This window comes from Algihabitans albus, assembly GCF_003572205.1.
Classification (GTDB): domain Bacteria; phylum Pseudomonadota; class Alphaproteobacteria; order Kiloniellales; family DSM-21159; genus Algihabitans; species Algihabitans albus.
In genome coordinates this window covers 202,103-220,678 of record NZ_QXNY01000002.1, presented here as the reverse complement: position 1 = coordinate 220,678, position 18,576 = coordinate 202,103, and the positions used below count along the sequence as shown (strand labels likewise).

Below are 18,576 nucleotides of genomic sequence, written 5' to 3'. Positions count from 1 at the left end.
GTAAGGAGCAAGCGCGTTGGGGTCCCTCGGACGCGCAGAGCCGAGCCGCAAAGTAGGCTCAGCTTGATTTACGCCCTCCCACCAAGCTCGAGGTGAACTTGAGCTCGAATCGAGTCTCGCGCCCTTTCCGGAGTGACCACCGAGCCCATTACCAGCATGGCGCTGGCAAGCCCGTCCATCACCGCGGCCAGACGCCAGGCGGCGGCTTCGGCATCGACAGGCTTCGGCCTCTCCTCCTTGTCTACCCTACGGAAGAGACCGGCGATCAGCCGGTGCCAATCGAGCATGGCTGCGTTCATCACCTCAGCCAGCAAAGGATCGCGATGCGCCTCGTCCAGGGCGTTCAGCCAGAGCCGCCAATGCCGCATGTCCTCATCTTCGATCATCCAGTCGGCGACACGGTCGAGCGCCTCGCGCGCCGGCAAGGCGGACAGGAGCACGTTCAGATCCTCGATCTCCCGGCGGACGGTCAACCGCACCGCCTCGGCCCGCAGGTCGGCCCAAGACGGGAAGTAGTGATGCAAGAGTCCCGACCCGACCCCGATGGCCTGCGTGACATCCCGCGTCGCCGCCAGAGCCACGCCCCTGTGAAGCATGGCTTCGGTCGCGGCTTCAAGGATCTGTCGGCGGCGGTCCGCGCCCGACATGCGTGCCATCCGATCGCCCTCCTTGATCTCCATTCCTAACTTGAGCATATGCTCAATTGAACGCTTGCTCAATTCAAGGAGAGGACATGAAATCCGGAGGACCTGTCAACGTCATCGTCGTCGGAGGCGGGGCGGCGGGACTTGCAGCCGCCAAGGCGGCCGAGGAAGCAGGCCTAAGCTGTCAGCTCCTGGAAGCGCAGGACCGCCTCGGCGGCCGCGTCCGGACGGTCCCGCTGGAGAGCGGCGGCCTGTTCGACGAAGGTGCGCAGATGGTAAATGGCGATATGCGGGGACTGCTCGCACTCGCCCAAAGGGCAGGCCTGCATCTGGCACCGGTTCCGCAGACCGGGATCGATCTTTGCATCGTCGGCGAAGAGGGCTTGCGCGGCGAAGACCTGATATCCGCAGAGGAGATCTACGACCTTCTGCAAGATCAGGTGGTGCGCTGGGACAGCGTCGGGGAAGTGCTGCGCGCACTGCGCCTGAAACTGCAATGGATGACGACGCCGTGGGACAGCTTCGGCGAAGCCGGACGGGCGCTGCGGCTATTGGTGGAGAAACGAACGGCGCCGCGCGACAGCCTCGCCTCGGCGCTGGGGGCCCTGCTCCTCTGCAAGGAGGATCATGCCTTTGCCTACTCGCTCTTCTCAGAGGTTTTCGGAGGCGCGCCGGAAGACATCAACGCGCAGGCGGTGAGAGACATCCTGTCGCGCTACGGATCGCAGCGCGAGGATCTGGAGTTCCAGATCTCCGGCGGGATGACCAAGATCGTCGACGGACTTGCCGCCGACCTGCGTCACAGGCCCCGGCTCAACACGCCGGTGCGGCGCATCCGAGCCGCCCATGACCGGGTGGAGGTGACCAGCGACGCAGGCACCTGGGACGCCGACCAGGTTGTCGTCGCCGTGCCGCCCCCGGTGGCGCGAAAAATCGCCTTCGACATCGACGGCAACGACCGGTTGGACGGACTCCTGTCGTCCTTCACCGCCGGAGACATGATCAAGACGGCTCTTCTCTTCGATACGGCCTTCTGGCGCCTCAAGGGGCTCAGCGGCTATGTGACCTTCGCCGATCCGGCGGGCCTCGTGATCACCGACGCCAGCCTCGACGAGGGCCTCCCACCCCGGCTCGTCGCGTTTCAGGGCGGGCCCCTCGCCCGCGACTGGGCAGCGTTGCGGAAGGAAGAGCGGCAGGTAAATCTTCTGCACCACCTGCGCCGGGCCTTCGGCGAGGAGATGCCCGACCCGCGTGAATTGGCGGAAGCCGTCTGGGTCGATCACCCTTGGTCGGGCGGCGGATACAACGCGACCGTCAGGATCGGGGGAGATCCCGACGCGGTTGCCCGGCTCGCGGCCTGGGGTGGACGGGTTCGCTTCGCCGGAGCGGAGCTTGACGATCTCTTCTGGGGTTACGTCGAAGGCGCCATCCACAGCGGCCGTGGTGCGATTGCGCGGATGATTCGCGAAACTCCTTCGACAGCGGCTTGAGCAACGCAGGACTCCCCCTTCCAAGGGATGTCATCGCGCGGAGAAGAAGCTTACCGTTCGCTCGCAAACCGCTTGGTGCCGGGGCCGAGGCCGACTTCGCCAGTCCGCCCGGGCCGGCGATCCTTCATGCCCCTCTGGCAGAGCCGCGCGAGAGTATGCTGGAGCTGGGTTCCGGCGCCCGGCGCAACGGCCTCCGATTTATCCGGTCGCCATCCGCAAGATTTCCTTGTTAGAACGATTCTAAATCCCTATATGTTTAGAACAATTCTAAAACCAGCGTTCATCAAGATTGGAGATACCTATGGATGGCGGCGGCAAATGCCCGGTGATGCACGGCGGGAATACAGCCTTAAGCAGCAATGTCATGGAGTGGTGGCCGAATGCCCTGAACCTCGACATTTTGCATCAGCACGATACCAAGACCAATCCGCTGGATCAGGACTTCGACTATCGTGAAGAGCTGAAGAAACTCGATTTCGAGGCGCTCAAAAAAGACGTTCACGCGCTGATGACGGACAGTCAGGACTGGTGGCCCGCCGACTGGGGTCACTATGCCGGTCTGATGGTCCGCATGGCCTGGCACGCAGCCGGATCGTATCGGATCGCCGACGGCCGTGGCGGCGGCGGCACCGGCAACCAGCGATTCGCGCCCCTGAACAGCTGGCCGGACAATGTGAGTCTCGACAAGGCGCGCCGTCTCCTGTGGCCGATCAAGAAGAAGTACGGCAACAAGATCAGCTGGGCGGACCTGATCATTCTGGCAGGCACGATCGCCTATGATTCAGTGGGCCTGAAAACCTTCGGCTTCGGCTTCGGCCGCGAAGACATCTGGCATCCTGAAAAGGACATCTACTGGGGGTCCGAAAAGGAATGGCTCGGCCGTGGTCGTTATGAAAGCGACGAAAATCCGCAGTCGCTTGAGAACCCGCTGGCTGCCGTGCAGATGGGCCTCATCTACGTGAATCCCGAAGGCGTCGGTGGCAAGCCCGATCCGCTCAAGACCGCGCTGGAAGTTCGCGAGACCTTCGCCCGCATGGCCATGAATGACGAGGAAACTGTCGCGCTGACGGCTGGTGGCCACACCATTGGCAAGACCCACGGCAATGGCGACGCCAGCCTGCTCGGTGCCGATCCCGAGGGGGCCAACGTCGAAAACCAGGGTTTCGGCTGGAGCAACCCGACGGGCACGGGCAACGGCCGCGACACCGTCACGAGCGGCATCGAGGGCGCATGGACGACCCACCCGACCAAATGGGACAACGGCTACTTCGAAATGCTTCTCAACCATGAATGGGAGCTCAAGAAGAGCCCGGCCGGGGCCTGGCAGTGGGAACCCGTCGACATCAAGGAAGACGACAAGCCTGTCGATGTCGAAGACCCCTCGATCCGCCACAACCCGATCATGACCGATGCCGACATGGCCATGGTCAAGGATCCGATCTACCGGGAAATCTCCGAACGGTTCTACAAGGACCCCAACTACTTCTCGGACGTCTTTGCGCGAGCCTGGTTCAAGCTCACGCACCGCGATATGGGCCCGAAAGCCCGCTACATCGGTCCCGACGTTCCCCAGGAAGATCTGATCTGGCAAGACCCCGTGCCGGCCGGCCGCAGCGACTACGATGTGAAGGCCGTCAAGGCGAAGATCGCGGCGAGCGGTCTTTCGGTCGGCGACATGGTCGCGACGGCTTGGGACAGTGCCCGCACTTTCCGCGGCTCGGATATGCGCGGCGGCGCCAACGGAGCGCGCCTCCGCCTCGCACCCCAGAAGGACTGGGAAGGCAACGAGCCCAAGCGTCTCGCCAAGGTTCTGGCCGCGCTGCAACCCATCGCGGATGAGACCGGCGCCAGTGTTGCGGACGTCATCGTTCTGGCCGGCAATGTCGGCATCGAGCAGGCGGCCAAGGCTGCGGGCTTCGACGTCACGGTGCCCTTCGCACCGGGGCGCGGGGATGCCACCGACGAGACAACCGACGCGGACTCCTTCGAGCCGCTGGAACCCGTCGCCGACGGTTACCGCAACTGGCTCAAGCAGGACTATGTCGTCAGCCCCGAGGAACTGATGCTCGATCGCACGCAGCTCATGGGGCTGACCGCTCCCGAGATGACCGTGCTTGTCGGCGGCATGCGTGTTCTCGGTACCAACCACGGCGGTTCCAAGCATGGCGTATTCACCGATCGCGAGGGTGCCCTGACGAACGACTTCTTCGTGAACCTGACGGACATGACCTATGCGTGGATGCCAAGCGGCAACAACCTGTACGAAATCCGCGATCGTAAAACGGACAAGGTCAAATGGACGGCCACCCGCATGGATCTCGTCTTCGGATCCAACTCCATCCTTCGGTCCTATGCAGAAGTCTATGCCCAGGACGATAGCAAGGAGAAGTTCGTGCAGGACTTCGTTGCGGCCTGGGACAAGGTGATGAACCTCGACCGCTTCGATCTCGCCTGATCGCGACGAAATCTCTGGGAAAAGGCTCTCGAAGGAGATTTCAGGGCCTTTTCCAAGGGCCAAGACTGGTTTTTCTCGCAGAAGCTTTGGGCGGACCGCTTCGGTCCGCCCTTTGCCTTGCACGCCGGACGCGCCACCGGTGCAAGCGTCCGGACGAAGCCTGGCTCCGTGAAGATCCGTAGAGAAGGCCGCTCGTCCAACGACGTCGATTTCAACGACGTCGATTTCAACGATGCCGGTTTCATCGATGATCGCGGAACCGTCTTCTCCGGCCTTGGAAGAGCGCCGGACGCGGCAGCCCGAAGAATACGCCGGACGGTGGGACAGTCCATGTGGCTGGGGGCTCTGGACAAGTTGCGGCAGGCCTGAGGCCGTCCCGCAGAGCGGTGGGTCTGCGGATCGTGGCATCCAGGTCCTCCGCCTTCTCCAACCGCCGCAGTTCGACAGCATAGATTTGTTGACACACATCTGCCATGGCAGTTACATGCCAAATCAATGCAAACGGCAGATCGGAGGTGCCGCAGGTGTCACCCATCGCTTTCGGCTCGCTCGAAAGGCTCCGCGCCGGCTTTCCCGCGCTGGAGCGCGGCGCTTACCTTTCGATCTGCGACAAGGCGATCCTGCACAACCAGGTCCGCGCCGCCGTCGAGACCTTTCTCGACCGGCTGGCCAGCGGCACCTGCTCCCGCGTCGAGCATGAGGTGCTGGTCAACGCCTCGCGCGCGCGCTTCGCCGCTCTCGTCTCCGCGACGCCCGGCGAGGTGGCCATCAGCCGTAACGTCTCCGACGGCATCAATGCGGTGATCTGGGCGCTCGACTGGCAGGAGGGCGACAACGCCGTCATCTCCCTGGATCTCGAACACCCCAACAACGTCTATCCCTGGCTTCGCCTGCGGAAGCGCGGGGTGGAGCTGCGCAACATCCCTTCCGTCGACGGCCGTCTCGACTACGAGGCCATGACCGGCGCCCTGGACGGCCGGACCCGCATGCTGTCCTGCGCCTCGGTCAGCTTCGCACCGGGCTACCGCGCCGACCTCGAGCGGCTGGGCCGCGCGGCCCGGGCACGCGACGTGCTGTTTCTCGTCGACGGGGTGCAGAGCGCAGGTATCCTGCGGCACGACTTCGACGCCGAGCGGGTCGACGCCTTCGCGACCTCCACCAGCAAGGGCCTCCTTGGCCTCTACGGCTACGGCTTCCTCTACCTCGCCGAGCGCTGGATCGACCGGCTGGAACCCGCCTATCTGTCGCGCCCCGCCATCGCGCTCGACAACGACGACGCCTCCGCGACCGGGTCCTACGACTACCAGCTCCAGCCCGATGCCCGCCGCTTCGAGGTCGGCAGCTACAACGTCGCGGGCGCCTATGCCGCCGACGCCGCCCTTGCCCTGCTCGATCTGGCCGGGGCCGAGCGCGTCGAGACTCATGCACTCGCCGTCGCCGCGACGCTGCGCGAGGAACTCGCCGCCGCCGGTCTCGCCGAGGTCAGCACCGCCACTGGCCCGACCGAAGCGTCCCACCTCGTCACCGCCGGCCCGCTCGACGCCGGCGGTCACGGCTTCTCCGAGACTCCCTGGGTCGAGGCCCTCTCCGCCCAGCTCACGGAGGCCCAGGTGGTCCACACCGTGCGCCGTGGCCAGCTCCGCTTCGCCACGCATTTCTACAACAGCGACGCCGACACTCGGCTGGTGCTCGACGTTCTGCGGAGCTGGAGGGGCGCCGCGTGACCGAACTCACCCGCGAGGAGGCCAAACGCCGCATCGTCGAGATGATGATCCAGGGCGGTCTCGACCCGGATACGCCGATCTCCGAGCGCTCGCTGTCCGAACGCACGGGCCTCGGCCGAACCCCGATCCGTGAGGCACTCCACGACCTGGCCCGGGACGGACTGATCGCCATCGAGCCGAAACGCGGCAGCTTCGTGCGCCGTCTCGGTCTCGACGACGTGCGGGAAATCTTCGAAGTCCGCTTCGCGCTCGAGGCGCTGGCCGCCTCCCTCGCTGCCCTGCGCGGCGCCTCGCCGCGCCTACGCGCGATCCACGAGGAGCTGACCGCGCTGCAGAGCCGCGCACTCACGGCGAGCGAGACCAAGCAGTCCAAGGCGCTCGGCCACGAGCTTCACAATGAGATCGTCAAGTCCTCGCGCAACCGCCTGCTACAGCGACAGTACTCACAAGTCCGCCTGATGATCGAGGTTTCGCTCTCGCTCACCGAGCAGCAGGAGACCTCGCGCATTCAAGACACGATCGACGAGCACCTCGCCATTTCCGGCGCCGTGCTCGCCGCCGACCCGGCCAAGGCCCAGGCCGTGATGCAACGCCACCTGAGCGCGGGCCACGACATCCGCATGCGTATCCTCACCGACTTCCCGGCCCTCACCATCGCCATCACCAATAACGAAAGTCCGGAATAACAGCCGGGCTCACGGCAACAAGGAGACTTCACATGAAACGGATCATCACCACCCTATCGGCCGCCGCGATCTCCGGCGCCGCGCTTGCCCTCGCCGCTCCCGCCGCTCTGGCCGACACCACCCAAACCATCCTCGACCGGGGCAAGGTCATCTGCGGCGTCAACGGCAGTCGCGCCGGTTTCTCCTCAATCGACAGCCAAGGCCGCTGGATCGGCCTCGACGTCGATACCTGTCGCGCCATCGCCGCCGCCGCGCTGGGCGACGCCGAGGCCACCGAGTTCGTCAAAACCACGTCGCAGACCCGCTTCACCGCCCTGCAGACGGGCGAGATCGACGTGCTCACCCGCAACACCACCATGACCTACAGCCGCGATGCCGAGCTCGGCGTCGACTTCGCGGCGATCACCTTCTACGACGGTCAAGGCTTCATGGTACCCACCAGCCTGGGCATCTCCACCGTGGAGGAACTCGACGGCGCCTCCATCTGCGTGCTGCCCGGCACCACCGCCGAACAGGTGGTGGAAAGCGTCTTTTCCGAGCGCGGGATGAGCTATACGCCCATCGTCTTCCAGGATGCCAAGGAGCTGGCCTCCGCCTTCTTCGGCGGCCGCTGCGACGCCCATATCCAGTCCACCTCGGGACTTGCCTCCACCCGCTCGACACTGGCGCCCAACCCGGCCGACTACCAGATCCTCGAGGAGGTGTTCGACAAGGATCCAATGGGTCCCGTGGTCCGTCAGGACGATGCCCGCTGGAAGGATACCGTCACCTGGGTCGTCAACGCCATGATCACGGCGGAGGAACTCGGCATCACCTCCGGAAACGCCGAGGAGATGCGGGCGACCGGCTCCGACAGCATCAAGACCCTGCTCGGCGCAAACGACAGCGATATCGGCGCGCCGCTCGGACTGTCCAACGACTGGGTTTTCAATATCGTCAGCCAGGTCGGCAATTACGGGGAAGTCTTCGACCGCAATCTCGGCGCGGGTTCGCCCTTGGGCCTGGCGCGCGGCCAGAATGCCGGATGGACCGACGGCGGCCTGATCTACGCCGCACCGCTCAAGTAGTCCCGCAGGCCACGCGACCGAGAGGGGCGGCCCGTGGGCAAGGTCTTCAACAACAAGGACGTCAGGTCCTGGATCTTCCAGAGCCTGCTGGTGGGCGGCCTCGCGCTTCTGGCCGTCACCGCCTTCCGCAATGCGCGGCAGGCTCTGGAGGAGCGCGGCATCTCCACCGGCTTCGGCTTCCTGGACGAGCCCTCGGGCTTCGCCCTCTCGGAATCGATCATCCCCTTCGATCCTGGCGCTTCGGTCGCCCAGGCTTTTCTCGCGGGGCTGGCCAACACCGTCTACGTTTCCTTGTCGGCCATCATCCTGGCCACGGTGTTGGGCGTGCTGATCGGGCTCGCGCGGATGTCGCGCAACCGTCTGCTTTCGGTCTTCGCGGGACTCTACGTCGAGCTCTTCCGCAATACGCCTCAGCTGATCCAGATCATCTTCTGGTACACCTTCATCATCATGCTGCCCAATATCCGCAACGCTTTCGACTTTGGCGGCGGCTTCTATCTCTCAAATCGCGGCCTCGCCCTTGCCTGGCTCGCCGATCCGACGGCCGGCGCTCTGGCGGCGACCGCCCTCGGCGTGGGTTTCGTCACCGCGCTGATCCTGCTCTGCCTGCCCGGCCGTCGCCGCTGGCGGGGCAAGGCCATCGCACTCTGCATCGCCCTACCGCTTCTCCTGCTCGCGGTTTCGGTTGCGCTTTTCGGGATCTCCCGTCCCGAGCTGACCGGGTTCAATTTCACCGGCGGCGTGGTTGTTTCACCCGAATTCCTCGCCCTCTTCCTCGGTCTCGGCTGCTACATCGCTTCCTTCATCGCGGAGATCGTCCGCGCCGGCCTCACCAGCGTCGACAAGGGTCAGATCGAAGCCGCCGACACACTCGGCCTGCCTACGGGCAAAGTGCTTTTGTCGGTCAAGATACCTCAGGCGCTGCGCGTCATCGTGCCGGTGGCGGCGGCGCAATACATCTCGCTCGTCAAGAACTCGTCGCTCGGCGTCGCCATCGGCTACCCCGAACTCTTCAACGTCTCCAATTCGCTGGCGACGCTCACCGGTCAAGCGATCGAATGCGTGGCCATCATGGGCGTCCTTTATCTGCTCACAGCGATCGGCATGAGCGCTCTCGCGAACGGCTTCAACAAGATGACCATGATCACCGAACGATGAGCCACGCCGGCCATATCGTCAGCCCGATCGTCGCCCCCCGGGAAGCGCCCCGGCGCGACAGCGGTTGGCTTGTCCGCCTGCGCGCCATCTATTTCCCTACGCCCCTGCAGAGCCTCGTGACGCTCCTCCTCGGCACGGCCCTGCTCCTCCTGCTCCCTCGCTTCCTCGACTGGGCGCTCGTCGGCGCCGTCTGGTCTCCGGCCGATCCGGCCGCCTGCGCAACGCCGGACGCAGGTGCCTGCTGGGCGGTGGTCGCGGAAAAGCATCGCGTCATGTTCTTCGGCGCCTTTCCCTATGAACAGCACTGGCGCGCCGCCATGGCGAGCCTTCTGATCATCCTGGCCTTCTGCGTTTCCGCGATGCCACGCTTCTGGTCCATCCACCTGGCCTGGCTCTGGACCGGCACGCTTGCCGTCGCTCTCTGGCTGATGCTGGGGGGGTGGGGTCTCACCCAGCTCTCAACCAGCGACTGGGGCGGTCTGCCGCTGACCCTGATTCTTTCGGCCGGCACGGTCAGCCTGGGTCTGCCGCTGGCCCTGCTGCTCGCCCTCGGCCGCAACAGCGAGATGAAAGCCTTCCGTCTCGTCTGTATCGGCACCATCGAGCTGTTTCGCGGCCTGCCGCTGCTCGCCGTCCTCTTCATGGCCTCGCTCATCCTGCCGCTCTTTCTCGGCGAAGGCGTCACCGTCGACAAGTTCGTGCGCGCCCTCGTCGGCATGGTTCTCTTTTTCGGTGCCTACGCGGCGGAGATCGTGCGGGGCGGCCTGCAGGCGTTGTCCAAGGGCCAGTATGAGGGCGCCCGCTCGCTCGGTCTCTCCTACTGGCCGATGATGATCAAGGTCATTCTGCCCCAGGCCCTGCGCATCGTGGTGCCGGCACTGGTCAACGACATCATTCGAGCCTTCAAGAACACCAGCTTCGTCGCCGTCATCGGACTCTTCGACTTCCTCGGCGCCACCAAGGCCTCGCTCGAAGACCCGCTCTGGATCCGCTATGCGCTCGAGGCCTATCTTTTCATCGTCCTGGTCTACTTCGCCTTCTGCTGGGCCATGTCCCGCTATGCCCTTTGGATCGAGCGACGGATCGACACCGACAGACGGACTCCGCCATGACCGCGATCTCCCTGCGCGCCGTCAACAAATGGTACGGCACGGCGCTGCACGCCCTGCGCGACGTGGAACTGACGGTCGAGGAAGGCGAGACTCTGATCATCTGCGGTCCGTCCGGCTCGGGAAAGTCTACCCTGATCCGGACCATCAACAGCCTCGAGTCCATCGACGAAGGCGAACTCACCGTCGCCGGCATCCGGCTCGCGGGTGCCGACTCGGTGGCGGCGGTGCGCCGCCGTGTCGGCATGGTCTTCCAGTCCTTCAACCTCTTCACCCACCTCACCGTACTCGACAATCTCACCCTGGCGCCGGAACACCTGCTCGGTCTGTCCCAGAGGGAGGCGGAGGCACGCGCCATGGCGCTCCTCGAGCGGGTCGGCCTCGCCGACCAGGCGCGGAAGTTTCCCGGTCAGCTCTCGGGCGGTCAGCAACAGCGGGTGGCCATCACTCGCACCCTGATGATGGAGCCCGAAATCCTGCTGTTCGATGAGCCCACCTCGGCGCTCGATCCCGAGATGATTCACGAAGTGCTTCAGCTCATGGAGGCGCTCTCGCGCGAGGGACGCACCATGGTCTGCGTCACCCATGAGATGGGCTTCGCCCGCAACGTCGCCGATCGCGTGGTGTTCATGGCCTCCGGCTGCATCGTCGAGCAGGGCCCGCCGGACCGCTTCTTCGACGCGCCCCGCTCCCAAGAGGCCCGGAGCTTCCTAGCCCAAGTCCTGCACTAGCAAGTCCAGTACTAAGGCGAACAGGACCCCGGAGGCGAAGCCCCCCGCCCTCAAACCACCCCGAACGCCAGAAGCGCGTCGGCTACCTTTCGAAAGCCGGCGACGTTGGCGCCCTTGGCGTAGTCGACGCCCTGCTTGCCCTCGCCATGCTCGGCACAGGTATTGTGGATGTCGCGCATGATCTGTCGCAGCGCTGTGCGCAGGTCTTCTGCGCTCCGGCTCAGGCGGGCCGAGTTCTGACTCATCTCAAGACCGGACATCGCGACACCACCGGCGTTCGCCGCCTTACCCGGTCCGAAGAGAACATCGGCGTCTTTGACAACCTGAAACGCATCTATGGTCAGCGGTCGGTTGGCGCCCTCCACGACTGCGATACAGCCGTTGTTTGCCAGACGCTTCGCATCCTCCTGCCCCAACTCGTCTTGTGTCGCGCAAGGCAGCGCGACATCGCAGTCGACGCCCCAAGGTTTCTTGTCCTCATGCCACTCGCCGCCGAATTCCCCGACGTAGTCGGCGAGGCTGGCGCCGTGCCTGGCCTTGTGCTTGCGCACCCAGGCGATCTTCTCCTCGGTCAGTCCATCCTCGTCGTGCAGAAATCCGCCGGAGTCCGAGAGGGTGAGAACCTTGCCGCCGCGGTGCAGGATCTTCTCGGCGGCGTGGGTCGCGACATTGCCGGCCCCCGAGACGACGACGGACCGCCCCTCGATCGCATCATCGCGGCTATGCAGCATGTCTTCCAAAAAGTAGACCGCTCCATAACCCGTCGCCTCCGGACGCATGCAGCTCCCGCCGAACTCCAGGCCCTTGCCCGTCAGGGTTCCGTTGAAGTGCCCGGTGATCCGCTTGTACTGCCCGAAGAGATAGCCGATCTCGGCCTCGCCCACGCCGATGTCGCCCGCCGGAACGTCGACATCCGGGCCGATGTGGCGATAGAGCTCGGTCATGAAGCTCTGGCAGAACCGCATGATCTCGCCGGACGAACGACCTCTGGGATCGAAGTCGGAACCGCCCTTGGCGCCGCCCATGGGCAGGCCCGTGAGCGCATTTTTGAAGATCTGTTCGAAGCCGAGAAACTTCAGAATGCTCTCGGTCACGCTGGAGTGGAAGCGCAAGCCGCCTTTGTAGGGCCCGATCGCGTTGCAGAACTGCACCCGGTAGCCGCGATTGACCTGCACATCGTTTCGGTCGTCCGCCCAGGCGACCCGAAAGCTGACGATCCGGTCCGGCTCAACGAGGCGATAGAGAATGCGCGCCCGTAGATAATCCGGGTTGTCGTTCACGCAAGGCAGCACCGACTGCACAACTTCATGAACCGTCTGATGGAACTCCGTCTGTTCTGGACTGCGCTCCGCGATCCAGTCCATGAAGTCGTCGAGTTTGATCGGCTCAGGCATCGAGTCTCCTGCAATTCGGTTGATGGGTATGGACGGGCAGGTTCATACCCTGTCGCCCGCCGCGCGCGGCCGAAACAGTCGGCGCACTTCCGCTAGACGAGATTTAGGACAAGGGCGAACAGCTTCCAGACGTAATCCGTTCCTGGGAACAGGAGGGAACCGCAGGGCGCCAGAAGACTGCACGATGCGAGTCCTTCAGCGCCTCGTCGCAGGCAGCCGCCTTCGCACCTAGAGCGCGATCGTCTCAGGCGGAAGCGCTTCGCTTCCGCCTGAGACGTGAATCGCCCTCTAAATTGATGGTGAGAGTAGGATTCACGCCCTAGGTGGGATCGCCAAAGCGAGTCCGCCCAGGGCGATCCTGCTCTAGGCCCGGTGAGCCGCTTTACTGTCTTCAGGAGCTTCGGCGCGGTCGAACATGCCGTAGTCGCGGATGACACCGGCGATGCGCAGGCGATAGCCGGCGAAAATGCCGGCACGCCCCTTCGCCTGAGCGCCGCGATGGGCACTGAGCGTGCGCCACTGCCTGATCGCGTCTTCGTCGGCGAAGAATGAAAGCGACAGGATCTTCTTGGGATCGGTGAGACTCTGAAACCGCTCGACCGAGATGAACCCCTCGATCTGATCGAGCAGGGGCCGCATCTCCGCAGCGATGTCGAGATACTCGTCTTTGCGGCCCTCGGCCGGTTCGACTTCGAAAATAACAGCGATCACTCTGCTTCTCCAGGCCCGCGCGGGGTCGAAACGAGTTTCAGGAAGGTTCGGTCTTCGCGCAGCAGAAATCTCTCCCGACGGGCGAAGGCATAGTTCTCGCGCCCAAGTGGGTCCTCCGCAAGGCGGGCGCGATAGGCGTCGTAATCCGCAAGGCTGGCGATGGAGTAAATCCCGTAAGCCAGCGTGCTGGAGCCCTCATATGGCGCATAGTATCCGATCAGCTCGGCGCCGCAGCGGGGAATGGCCTGGCCCCAGTTGCGAGCATATTCCGCAAAGAGCTTCCGTTTGTTCGGATCGATATGATAGCGGATGACACAGGTGAGCATGGCGACGGTCCTCCTCGGCACTGGAAGACCGGTTTATCTCAAGATGCGCGATCAAAGCTTCGATTGCGGTCGAACTGTCAGAGCGCGGTCGAAGAGCGGGCGGGCTCGCCGACCTCGCGCTGTAACATCGCCGCATGAGCCGACTGCGAGACGCCATCGCCGCCGCGAGGACCGAAGCGGCGAAGACCAAGGCGGCGAAAAGCAGGATCAAGGATTTCGCAACCCTACCACCGGAGAGCCAAAGTCCAAGATCGAACGCCTGTGGCGAGACTGGCAAGCTGCCGCCCTTAACGAGTGCGCTTTGTATCTTGGCAGTGCGATTGGAGCGGCTGCTGGAGGCATCCTCCTCCTCATGCAAATGCCAACCTGGACTCTGGCAACGGCCGCCGCCGCAGTGGCCGCACTGGGCGCGCTGTTTCAGGTGACGAACTTGCGAAGATCGAGATCTTACGTCGGCTGCCAAGAGTCCGGTCCAGCGCCGTGACTGATTCACAGCATCAGTTCGGGGCGATGGAGACAAAATCAAGAAAGGATAATTAGCAAGTAAATCGGGGTCCGGAGCACGTCGAAACAGAGGCGCGGCGGCACCAATCTTGGTCAATGCCAGTGAAGACTTGAAGCTGGGAAAGATGCTCGTGACGTCGCCCTATCTATTTGATGTGTCTCGGATGGATCTCTTTGATTTAGGCGCGGTCATCTGCGTTGCCGAAGCCGGCAGCTTTCATAAGGCGGCGAAGGCGCTTTCTATCGGCCAGTCGGCGGTCAGCCGCCGCGTCGCGCGGTTGGAAGATGTGCTGGGCGTCTCGCTCTTTGAGCGTCATCCGAGCGGCGCCAGGCTGACCCATGCGGGGGCACGCTTCGTGGCCCAGATGCGTCCACTCTTCAAGGATCTGGGCGTGGCCGTTGAAACCGCTCAGACAGCAGGCGTCGCGGGTAATGGGCATCTCCTCATCGGCCTGATCGCTTCCCTGTCCAAGGGCATCGTTCGGGAGGTGATCGAGGCGTTCGTAGCCGACCATACAGATATAGATCTGTGCTTCGGGGAAGCGGATCGAAGCAATCTGATGACAATGCTTTGTCATAGGACCATTGATGCGATCCATGTTGCCGGTGAACCGGAGTCGGGGTCGGACGATGGGCTCAAGCTCGTTGAGGAAAACATCTTTCTTGCCGTTCAGGCAGATGGACCGCTCGCCGGTTACGAACGCCTCAAATGGGAAGATGTCGCCGCCTCCACATTCGTGGTCGGCGCCCGGGAGCCCGGTCCTGAAATTCACGACTGCATTATCCACAGAGTAAGCGGCCTCGGGCGACCGGCCAAAGTGCGGAGGCACCGGCTCGGCCGTGAGGGCATCATGAACCTTGTCGGCTTAGGATTTGGTGTCAGCCTCGTGGCGGGCCATGCGGGATTCGAACGTCGACCCAGTCCGGAACGCCTCAGACTATCGTAAGGCGCTTGCGCCGTCCGGCCGATCGGCAGGTGGTCGTTCCGGCGCAGGTGACCCTTGGGCCGCCGCGTGCGAACCTTTTCGACTCTCAGTTGGCATCGGATTGGCCCGCCTGGCGCGGAGCCGCCTTCGCTTTAGCCGCCGCCGGATCTCTGCGCCCGGAGCACGCGACCCGATCCGCAACCGGGCAAGACGTTACGGAGTGAGCTGCGGCACCTGTCGCCTCATCTGCGTGGCCGAGGCGAAGCCGAAGAGATGGCGAAAGACGCCGAGCCGTTCCGTGCCGACCGGCCGAAATCTCTGTCTCTCGTAGAGCGCCCGCGCGCGCGGATTGCTGTCGACGACGTCGAGACGAACGGCACCGAGCCCGCGCCGTCTCGCTTCCGCGACGGTCGCCTCGAGCAGGGCGGAGCCTATCCCCCGCCCCTGCGCTGTCGGGCTGACGCAGATGCCGTCCATCAGCAGAACGCCCTCCTCGCAGTCCCGCTCGAGCAGGTGCAACAGTGGCGCGCGCCAGGCACCGCCAAACAGTCCGTAGACCTGAACAAGATCGTCGAACGAGCCGCCAACGAAGGCCCCCGTCGGCGTCTTGAAACCGGCGACGCCAAGCAGGTCACCGCCGGCGCCGACGGCGCTGATCGCATAGTCGGGAGAGACGGCGCGCGCCAGAAACGCACGCGCCTTCTCGGCAGGCCCCAAAACGGATTTCAGCTTTGCGCCGAAGGCGTCCCAGAAGTAACTGACAGCCAGATCGAGATGATCCTTGCGGATGGTCCGCTCGATCCTGAAACCGTCTGTCCGACGTGATGCAAGGCTCTCCATGAAGATCAGATTGATCCGAGAGCGCGGGAGTTCAACGTATTTTCACAGTGAAACTTGGTCTGAGTGCGCTCTCGGACTCACCCCTAGCTTCTCGCGACACTCAACTCTTGGAGGGAGACCAGCGGTCCCGTCCGAGCGACGGGACCAGGATGCGGGAGCCGCGCGCCTCGATCAGGAGCGCCACGCGGGCTCCCGCTACGATCGCGGCCAGCGCGATCATGCTGCCGAGCGAAAGCGTGCTGACACCGCTGAGACCGGCACCGATGGTGCAGCCCAGTGCCAGCACGCCGCCGAACCCCATCAAAGCGGCACCCAACAGGTAGCGCAGCAGTTGGCCGGCCGTTGCGAAACTCTCCAGTCGCTGGTCGCGGCGCAGGACGGCCAGAACCACCGCCCCCAGCAGCACGCCGCCGACGACCAGGATGCCGAAGTCCGCCGTCGCGCCGGTGTAGGTCATGAGGTACTGCAGGGCATCGCCCACCGGGGCCGTGAAGGTCATGGACTCCAGCGGCACGGGCTCGAACTCGTCGGCGCCCAGGAGCCCGGTCACGATCCAGGCCAGCGGGACCAGCAGCCCGATCCCCGCCCCCGCCATCAGGTGCCCCCAGGCCGCCGGCCGCCAAGCCTCGGCACGCAGGCCGTGCAGCAACAGGGCGGCCAGACCGACGACCAGCAGAGCAACGACGGCAATCGCTAGATAGTGCGGCGCCAAACCCGTCTGCGTCGCCAGCAGGGCGGGCAGGGCCTGGTCGCCGGCCGCCTGAAGCTCCAGCGACAGCAGGCCCTCCAGCCAGAGGCGCAGCGGCGCCAGGATCCCGCGGAGCGTGGCATAGGCGAAAAGCGCGAGGGTGGTCAGCACCAGCCAGGACCGAAGATTTCCTCCGGACGCCAGGACGAGGTGCCGACCGCCGCAGCCACGCGCTAACACCATCCCGATACCGAAGAGAAACCCGCCCAGCAGGATCGAAACAAGCGTCAGGCGGGGCGCGAGATAAAGGCTCTCGGCAAGATCGACCCGACCGCTACCGGCCAGGACTTGCGCTCCCGCCACCGCCGTCAGCAGGGCGGCCGCCCAAGCGATGGCACGGGGACCCGGGCGAGAAAGCCGGAATTCGACCAAGGCCGAGCGCAGGCAGAAGCCTGAGGCGCGGCCCAGCAGACCGAACAGCAGTCCGATCATCAAGGCGCCGCCGAGCAGCAGCACACGGGGTTCCAGGTTCACCAAGCTTTCAAGCATGACCGCGGATCTCCAGAAGGCCCGCACTCCTCGGCGCCGGAGCAGGATCGGCTGACTTGGGCCATTCTCTCATCGTCTTTCAGACGGCTTCGAAAACCAAGTTATTTCGCAGTCATGAGTGTTATTCTCTAAAATTCACATATTTTATTAGTTATTATAATTCCAAAATCTCCGCGTAATCGCCCACGTAGGGCGGATTTTGTCGAAGTCGGACGATGAGAAAACCTGGACCGATCGTCGCAAAGACGATCGCCGCCACAACTCCTGGGGCTGCGACGGCGATGACGGCACGACTTGCGAGCGGCGGCATGCCGCCGCTCGCCTGAAACCGGGTAGGCTATGCGGCCAGAGCCGGAGGATGATTGCGCCCAATAAGACCCCGGTCGCTCGCGGCCCGGCGGGTCGCCACGGCCAACTTCTCAAGCGCACGGGCCTCGATCTGACGGATCCGCTCGCGCGACACGCCGTAGACCTGGCTCAATTCCTCGAGCGTCCGCGGCTCCTCGCTCAAGCGGCGCTCCTGGAGGATATGCCGCTCGCGATCGTTCAAGCCCGACATGGCCGAGTTCAGCAGCAGGCGACGCTTGTCGCGCTCATCCTCTTCCGCGATCAGAGTCTCGGGCGTCGGCGCCTGATCGTCGCTCAGGAAATCGATGCGCGAGTCCTCGCCCTCGCTGGTCAAGGGCGCGTCGAGGGAGACGTCGCCGGTCCCCAGCCGCTGATCCATCTCACGCACGTCGGCCTCGGAGACGCCCAACTGCGTGGCGATCTCGGACACTGCCTGTTCGGTCAGATCGCCGGTCTCGCCGCGCTGGGCGCGACGCGCCTTCATGCGACGAAGATTGAAGAAAAGCTTCTTCTGGTCGCCGGTGCGCACGGTCCGCACGATGGATCCGCTCTTCAGGACCAACTCGTGCATGGAGGCGCGGATCCACCAAGCGGCATAGGTCGCGAAGCGCACCTGACGTTCCGGGTCGTAGCGCTGGGCGGCCTGCATCAAGCCGACATTCCCTTCGGCGATCAGATCCTCGAGCGGCACGCCGTAGCCCCGCAATCCACGGGCGAGCTTGATCACCAGCCGAAGGTGACTGCCCAGCAGCTTGTTGAGCGCGTGCTGATCGCTCTTGTCGCGCCAAAGGTTGGCAAGCCGGTTCTCTTCTTCCTGGGCCAGCAACGGATACCGAGACGCCTCTGCAATCAGCAGGTCGAGCTCGCTGCGCTGGCCGCGATCCTTCGTCGTTGTGTTCGCCATCTTGAACTTCTCCTCGATTGGCGACGGTTTTCATGCGCCCCGCGCGAACCTGCACACTGGCCAGGCTCGCACAGTCACCCGTACGCCGTCTTCGTCGTTCCTGTCCTGGAAATGACATACAGTATATGAAATTCGCTTAGAACATTTCAAGTTTTTCGCTTATCCCCTTGCGATAGCCTTACGATATTCGGTTACTGAACATCCCCAATACCTGTCGGTTTATTGGCCTTCTGTGAAGTAATAGAAACACTTGAGGGGCCTCTCGCGACTTTCAACGCGACGAGACTGCATGCGATCCATGCACCAGAGGCAGATCGACCCA

General features: G+C 64.1%; 17 protein-coding genes. 10 read left to right on the top strand and 7 right to left on the bottom strand.

What is annotated here, in order from left to right:
* Nucleotides 1-68: 68 nt before the first annotated feature.
* Entirely contained in the window at nucleotides 69-656 is a 588-nt protein-coding gene (locus DBZ32_RS02570; protein WP_162906525.1) for a TetR/AcrR family transcriptional regulator, read from the bottom strand.
* Between the two features lie 77 nt (nucleotides 657-733).
* Here DBZ32_RS02570 and DBZ32_RS02565 point away from each other — a divergent pair, with 77 nt between their 5' ends.
* From DBZ32_RS02565 to DBZ32_RS02525, 9 genes are all read left to right on the top strand, one after another.
* A complete protein-coding gene (locus tag DBZ32_RS02565; RefSeq protein ID WP_119165554.1) occupies nucleotides 734-2,134 on the top strand; it encodes a flavin monoamine oxidase family protein in 1,401 nt (466 codons plus the stop codon).
* Nucleotides 2,135-2,435: 301 nt separating this feature from the next.
* Complete coding sequence (katG, locus tag DBZ32_RS02560; protein WP_119165553.1) at nucleotides 2,436-4,589, top strand: catalase/peroxidase HPI; 2,154 nt, start codon at nucleotides 2,436-2,438, stop codon at nucleotides 4,587-4,589.
* Between the two features lie 168 nt (nucleotides 4,590-4,757).
* The gene (locus tag DBZ32_RS21985) at nucleotides 4,758-4,958 is read left to right on the top strand and encodes a hypothetical protein (RefSeq protein ID WP_162906524.1); all 201 of its coding nucleotides are present in this window, start codon (nucleotides 4,758-4,760) and stop codon (nucleotides 4,956-4,958) included.
* Between the two features lie 155 nt (nucleotides 4,959-5,113).
* A complete protein-coding gene (locus DBZ32_RS02550) occupies nucleotides 5,114-6,313 on the top strand; it encodes an aminotransferase class V-fold PLP-dependent enzyme (protein WP_162906523.1) in 1,200 nt (399 codons plus the stop codon).
* Nucleotides 6,310-6,999, top strand: a complete 690-nt coding sequence (locus DBZ32_RS02545; protein ID WP_119165551.1) for a GntR family transcriptional regulator — start codon at nucleotides 6,310-6,312, stop codon at nucleotides 6,997-6,999. The genes DBZ32_RS02550 and DBZ32_RS02545 overlap by 4 nt, the downstream gene beginning before the upstream one ends.
* Nucleotides 7,000-7,031: 32 nt before the next feature.
* On the top strand, nucleotides 7,032-8,066 hold the full coding sequence (locus DBZ32_RS02540) for an amino acid ABC transporter substrate-binding protein (protein ID WP_119165550.1): 1,035 nt from the start codon (nucleotides 7,032-7,034) through the stop codon (nucleotides 8,064-8,066).
* A gap of 33 nt (nucleotides 8,067-8,099) precedes the next feature.
* Complete coding sequence (locus DBZ32_RS02535) at nucleotides 8,100-9,224, top strand: amino acid ABC transporter permease (RefSeq protein ID WP_119165549.1); 1,125 nt, start codon at nucleotides 8,100-8,102, stop codon at nucleotides 9,222-9,224.
* Nucleotides 9,221-10,336 (top strand): amino acid ABC transporter permease, encoded by a 1,116-nt coding sequence (locus tag DBZ32_RS02530; protein WP_119165548.1) that lies wholly within the window; start codon nucleotides 9,221-9,223, stop codon nucleotides 10,334-10,336. Before DBZ32_RS02535 ends, DBZ32_RS02530 begins: the two co-directional genes overlap by 4 nt.
* Nucleotides 10,333-11,064 (top strand): amino acid ABC transporter ATP-binding protein, encoded by a 732-nt coding sequence (locus tag DBZ32_RS02525; RefSeq protein ID WP_119165547.1) that lies wholly within the window; start codon nucleotides 10,333-10,335, stop codon nucleotides 11,062-11,064. Before DBZ32_RS02530 ends, DBZ32_RS02525 begins: the two co-directional genes overlap by 4 nt.
* Nucleotides 11,065-11,114: 50 nt before the next feature.
* On the opposite strand, the gene gdhA is transcribed toward DBZ32_RS02525, so the two are convergent.
* The 3 genes from gdhA to DBZ32_RS02510 form a co-directional block, all read right to left on the bottom strand.
* A complete protein-coding gene (gene gdhA, locus DBZ32_RS02520; RefSeq protein WP_119165546.1) occupies nucleotides 11,115-12,458 on the bottom strand; it encodes an NADP-specific glutamate dehydrogenase in 1,344 nt (447 codons plus the stop codon).
* Between the two features lie 363 nt (nucleotides 12,459-12,821).
* Nucleotides 12,822-13,169 carry an antibiotic biosynthesis monooxygenase family protein gene (locus DBZ32_RS02515; protein ID WP_119165545.1) on the bottom strand — a complete coding sequence of 116 codons (348 nt, stop codon included), beginning with the start codon at nucleotides 13,167-13,169 and terminating at the stop codon, nucleotides 12,822-12,824.
* Nucleotides 13,166-13,495 carry an NIPSNAP family protein gene (locus DBZ32_RS02510; protein WP_119165544.1) on the bottom strand — a complete coding sequence of 110 codons (330 nt, stop codon included), beginning with the start codon at nucleotides 13,493-13,495 and terminating at the stop codon, nucleotides 13,166-13,168. The genes DBZ32_RS02515 and DBZ32_RS02510 overlap by 4 nt, the downstream gene beginning before the upstream one ends.
* Nucleotides 13,496-14,088: 593 nt before the next feature.
* On the opposite strand from DBZ32_RS02510, the gene DBZ32_RS02500 reads away from it, so the two are divergent.
* Nucleotides 14,089-14,946: a LysR family transcriptional regulator gene (locus DBZ32_RS02500; protein ID WP_119165543.1), complete on the top strand. Its 858-nt coding sequence runs from the start codon at nucleotides 14,089-14,091 to the stop codon at nucleotides 14,944-14,946.
* Between the two features lie 192 nt (nucleotides 14,947-15,138).
* On the opposite strand, the gene DBZ32_RS02495 is transcribed toward DBZ32_RS02500, so the two are convergent.
* From DBZ32_RS02495 to DBZ32_RS02485, 3 genes are all read right to left on the bottom strand, one after another.
* Complete coding sequence (locus tag DBZ32_RS02495) at nucleotides 15,139-15,765, bottom strand: GNAT family N-acetyltransferase (RefSeq protein ID WP_119165542.1); 627 nt, start codon at nucleotides 15,763-15,765, stop codon at nucleotides 15,139-15,141.
* 100 nt (nucleotides 15,766-15,865) lie between these two features.
* Nucleotides 15,866-17,002 carry a YeeE/YedE family protein gene (locus DBZ32_RS02490; protein WP_119165541.1) on the bottom strand — a complete coding sequence of 379 codons (1,137 nt, stop codon included), beginning with the start codon at nucleotides 17,000-17,002 and terminating at the stop codon, nucleotides 15,866-15,868.
* A gap of 337 nt (nucleotides 17,003-17,339) precedes the next feature.
* Nucleotides 17,340-18,254, bottom strand: coding sequence for an RNA polymerase factor sigma-32 (locus DBZ32_RS02485; RefSeq protein WP_119165540.1), 915 nt, complete (start codon nucleotides 18,252-18,254; stop codon nucleotides 17,340-17,342).
* Nucleotides 18,255-18,576: the final 322 nt, after the last annotated feature.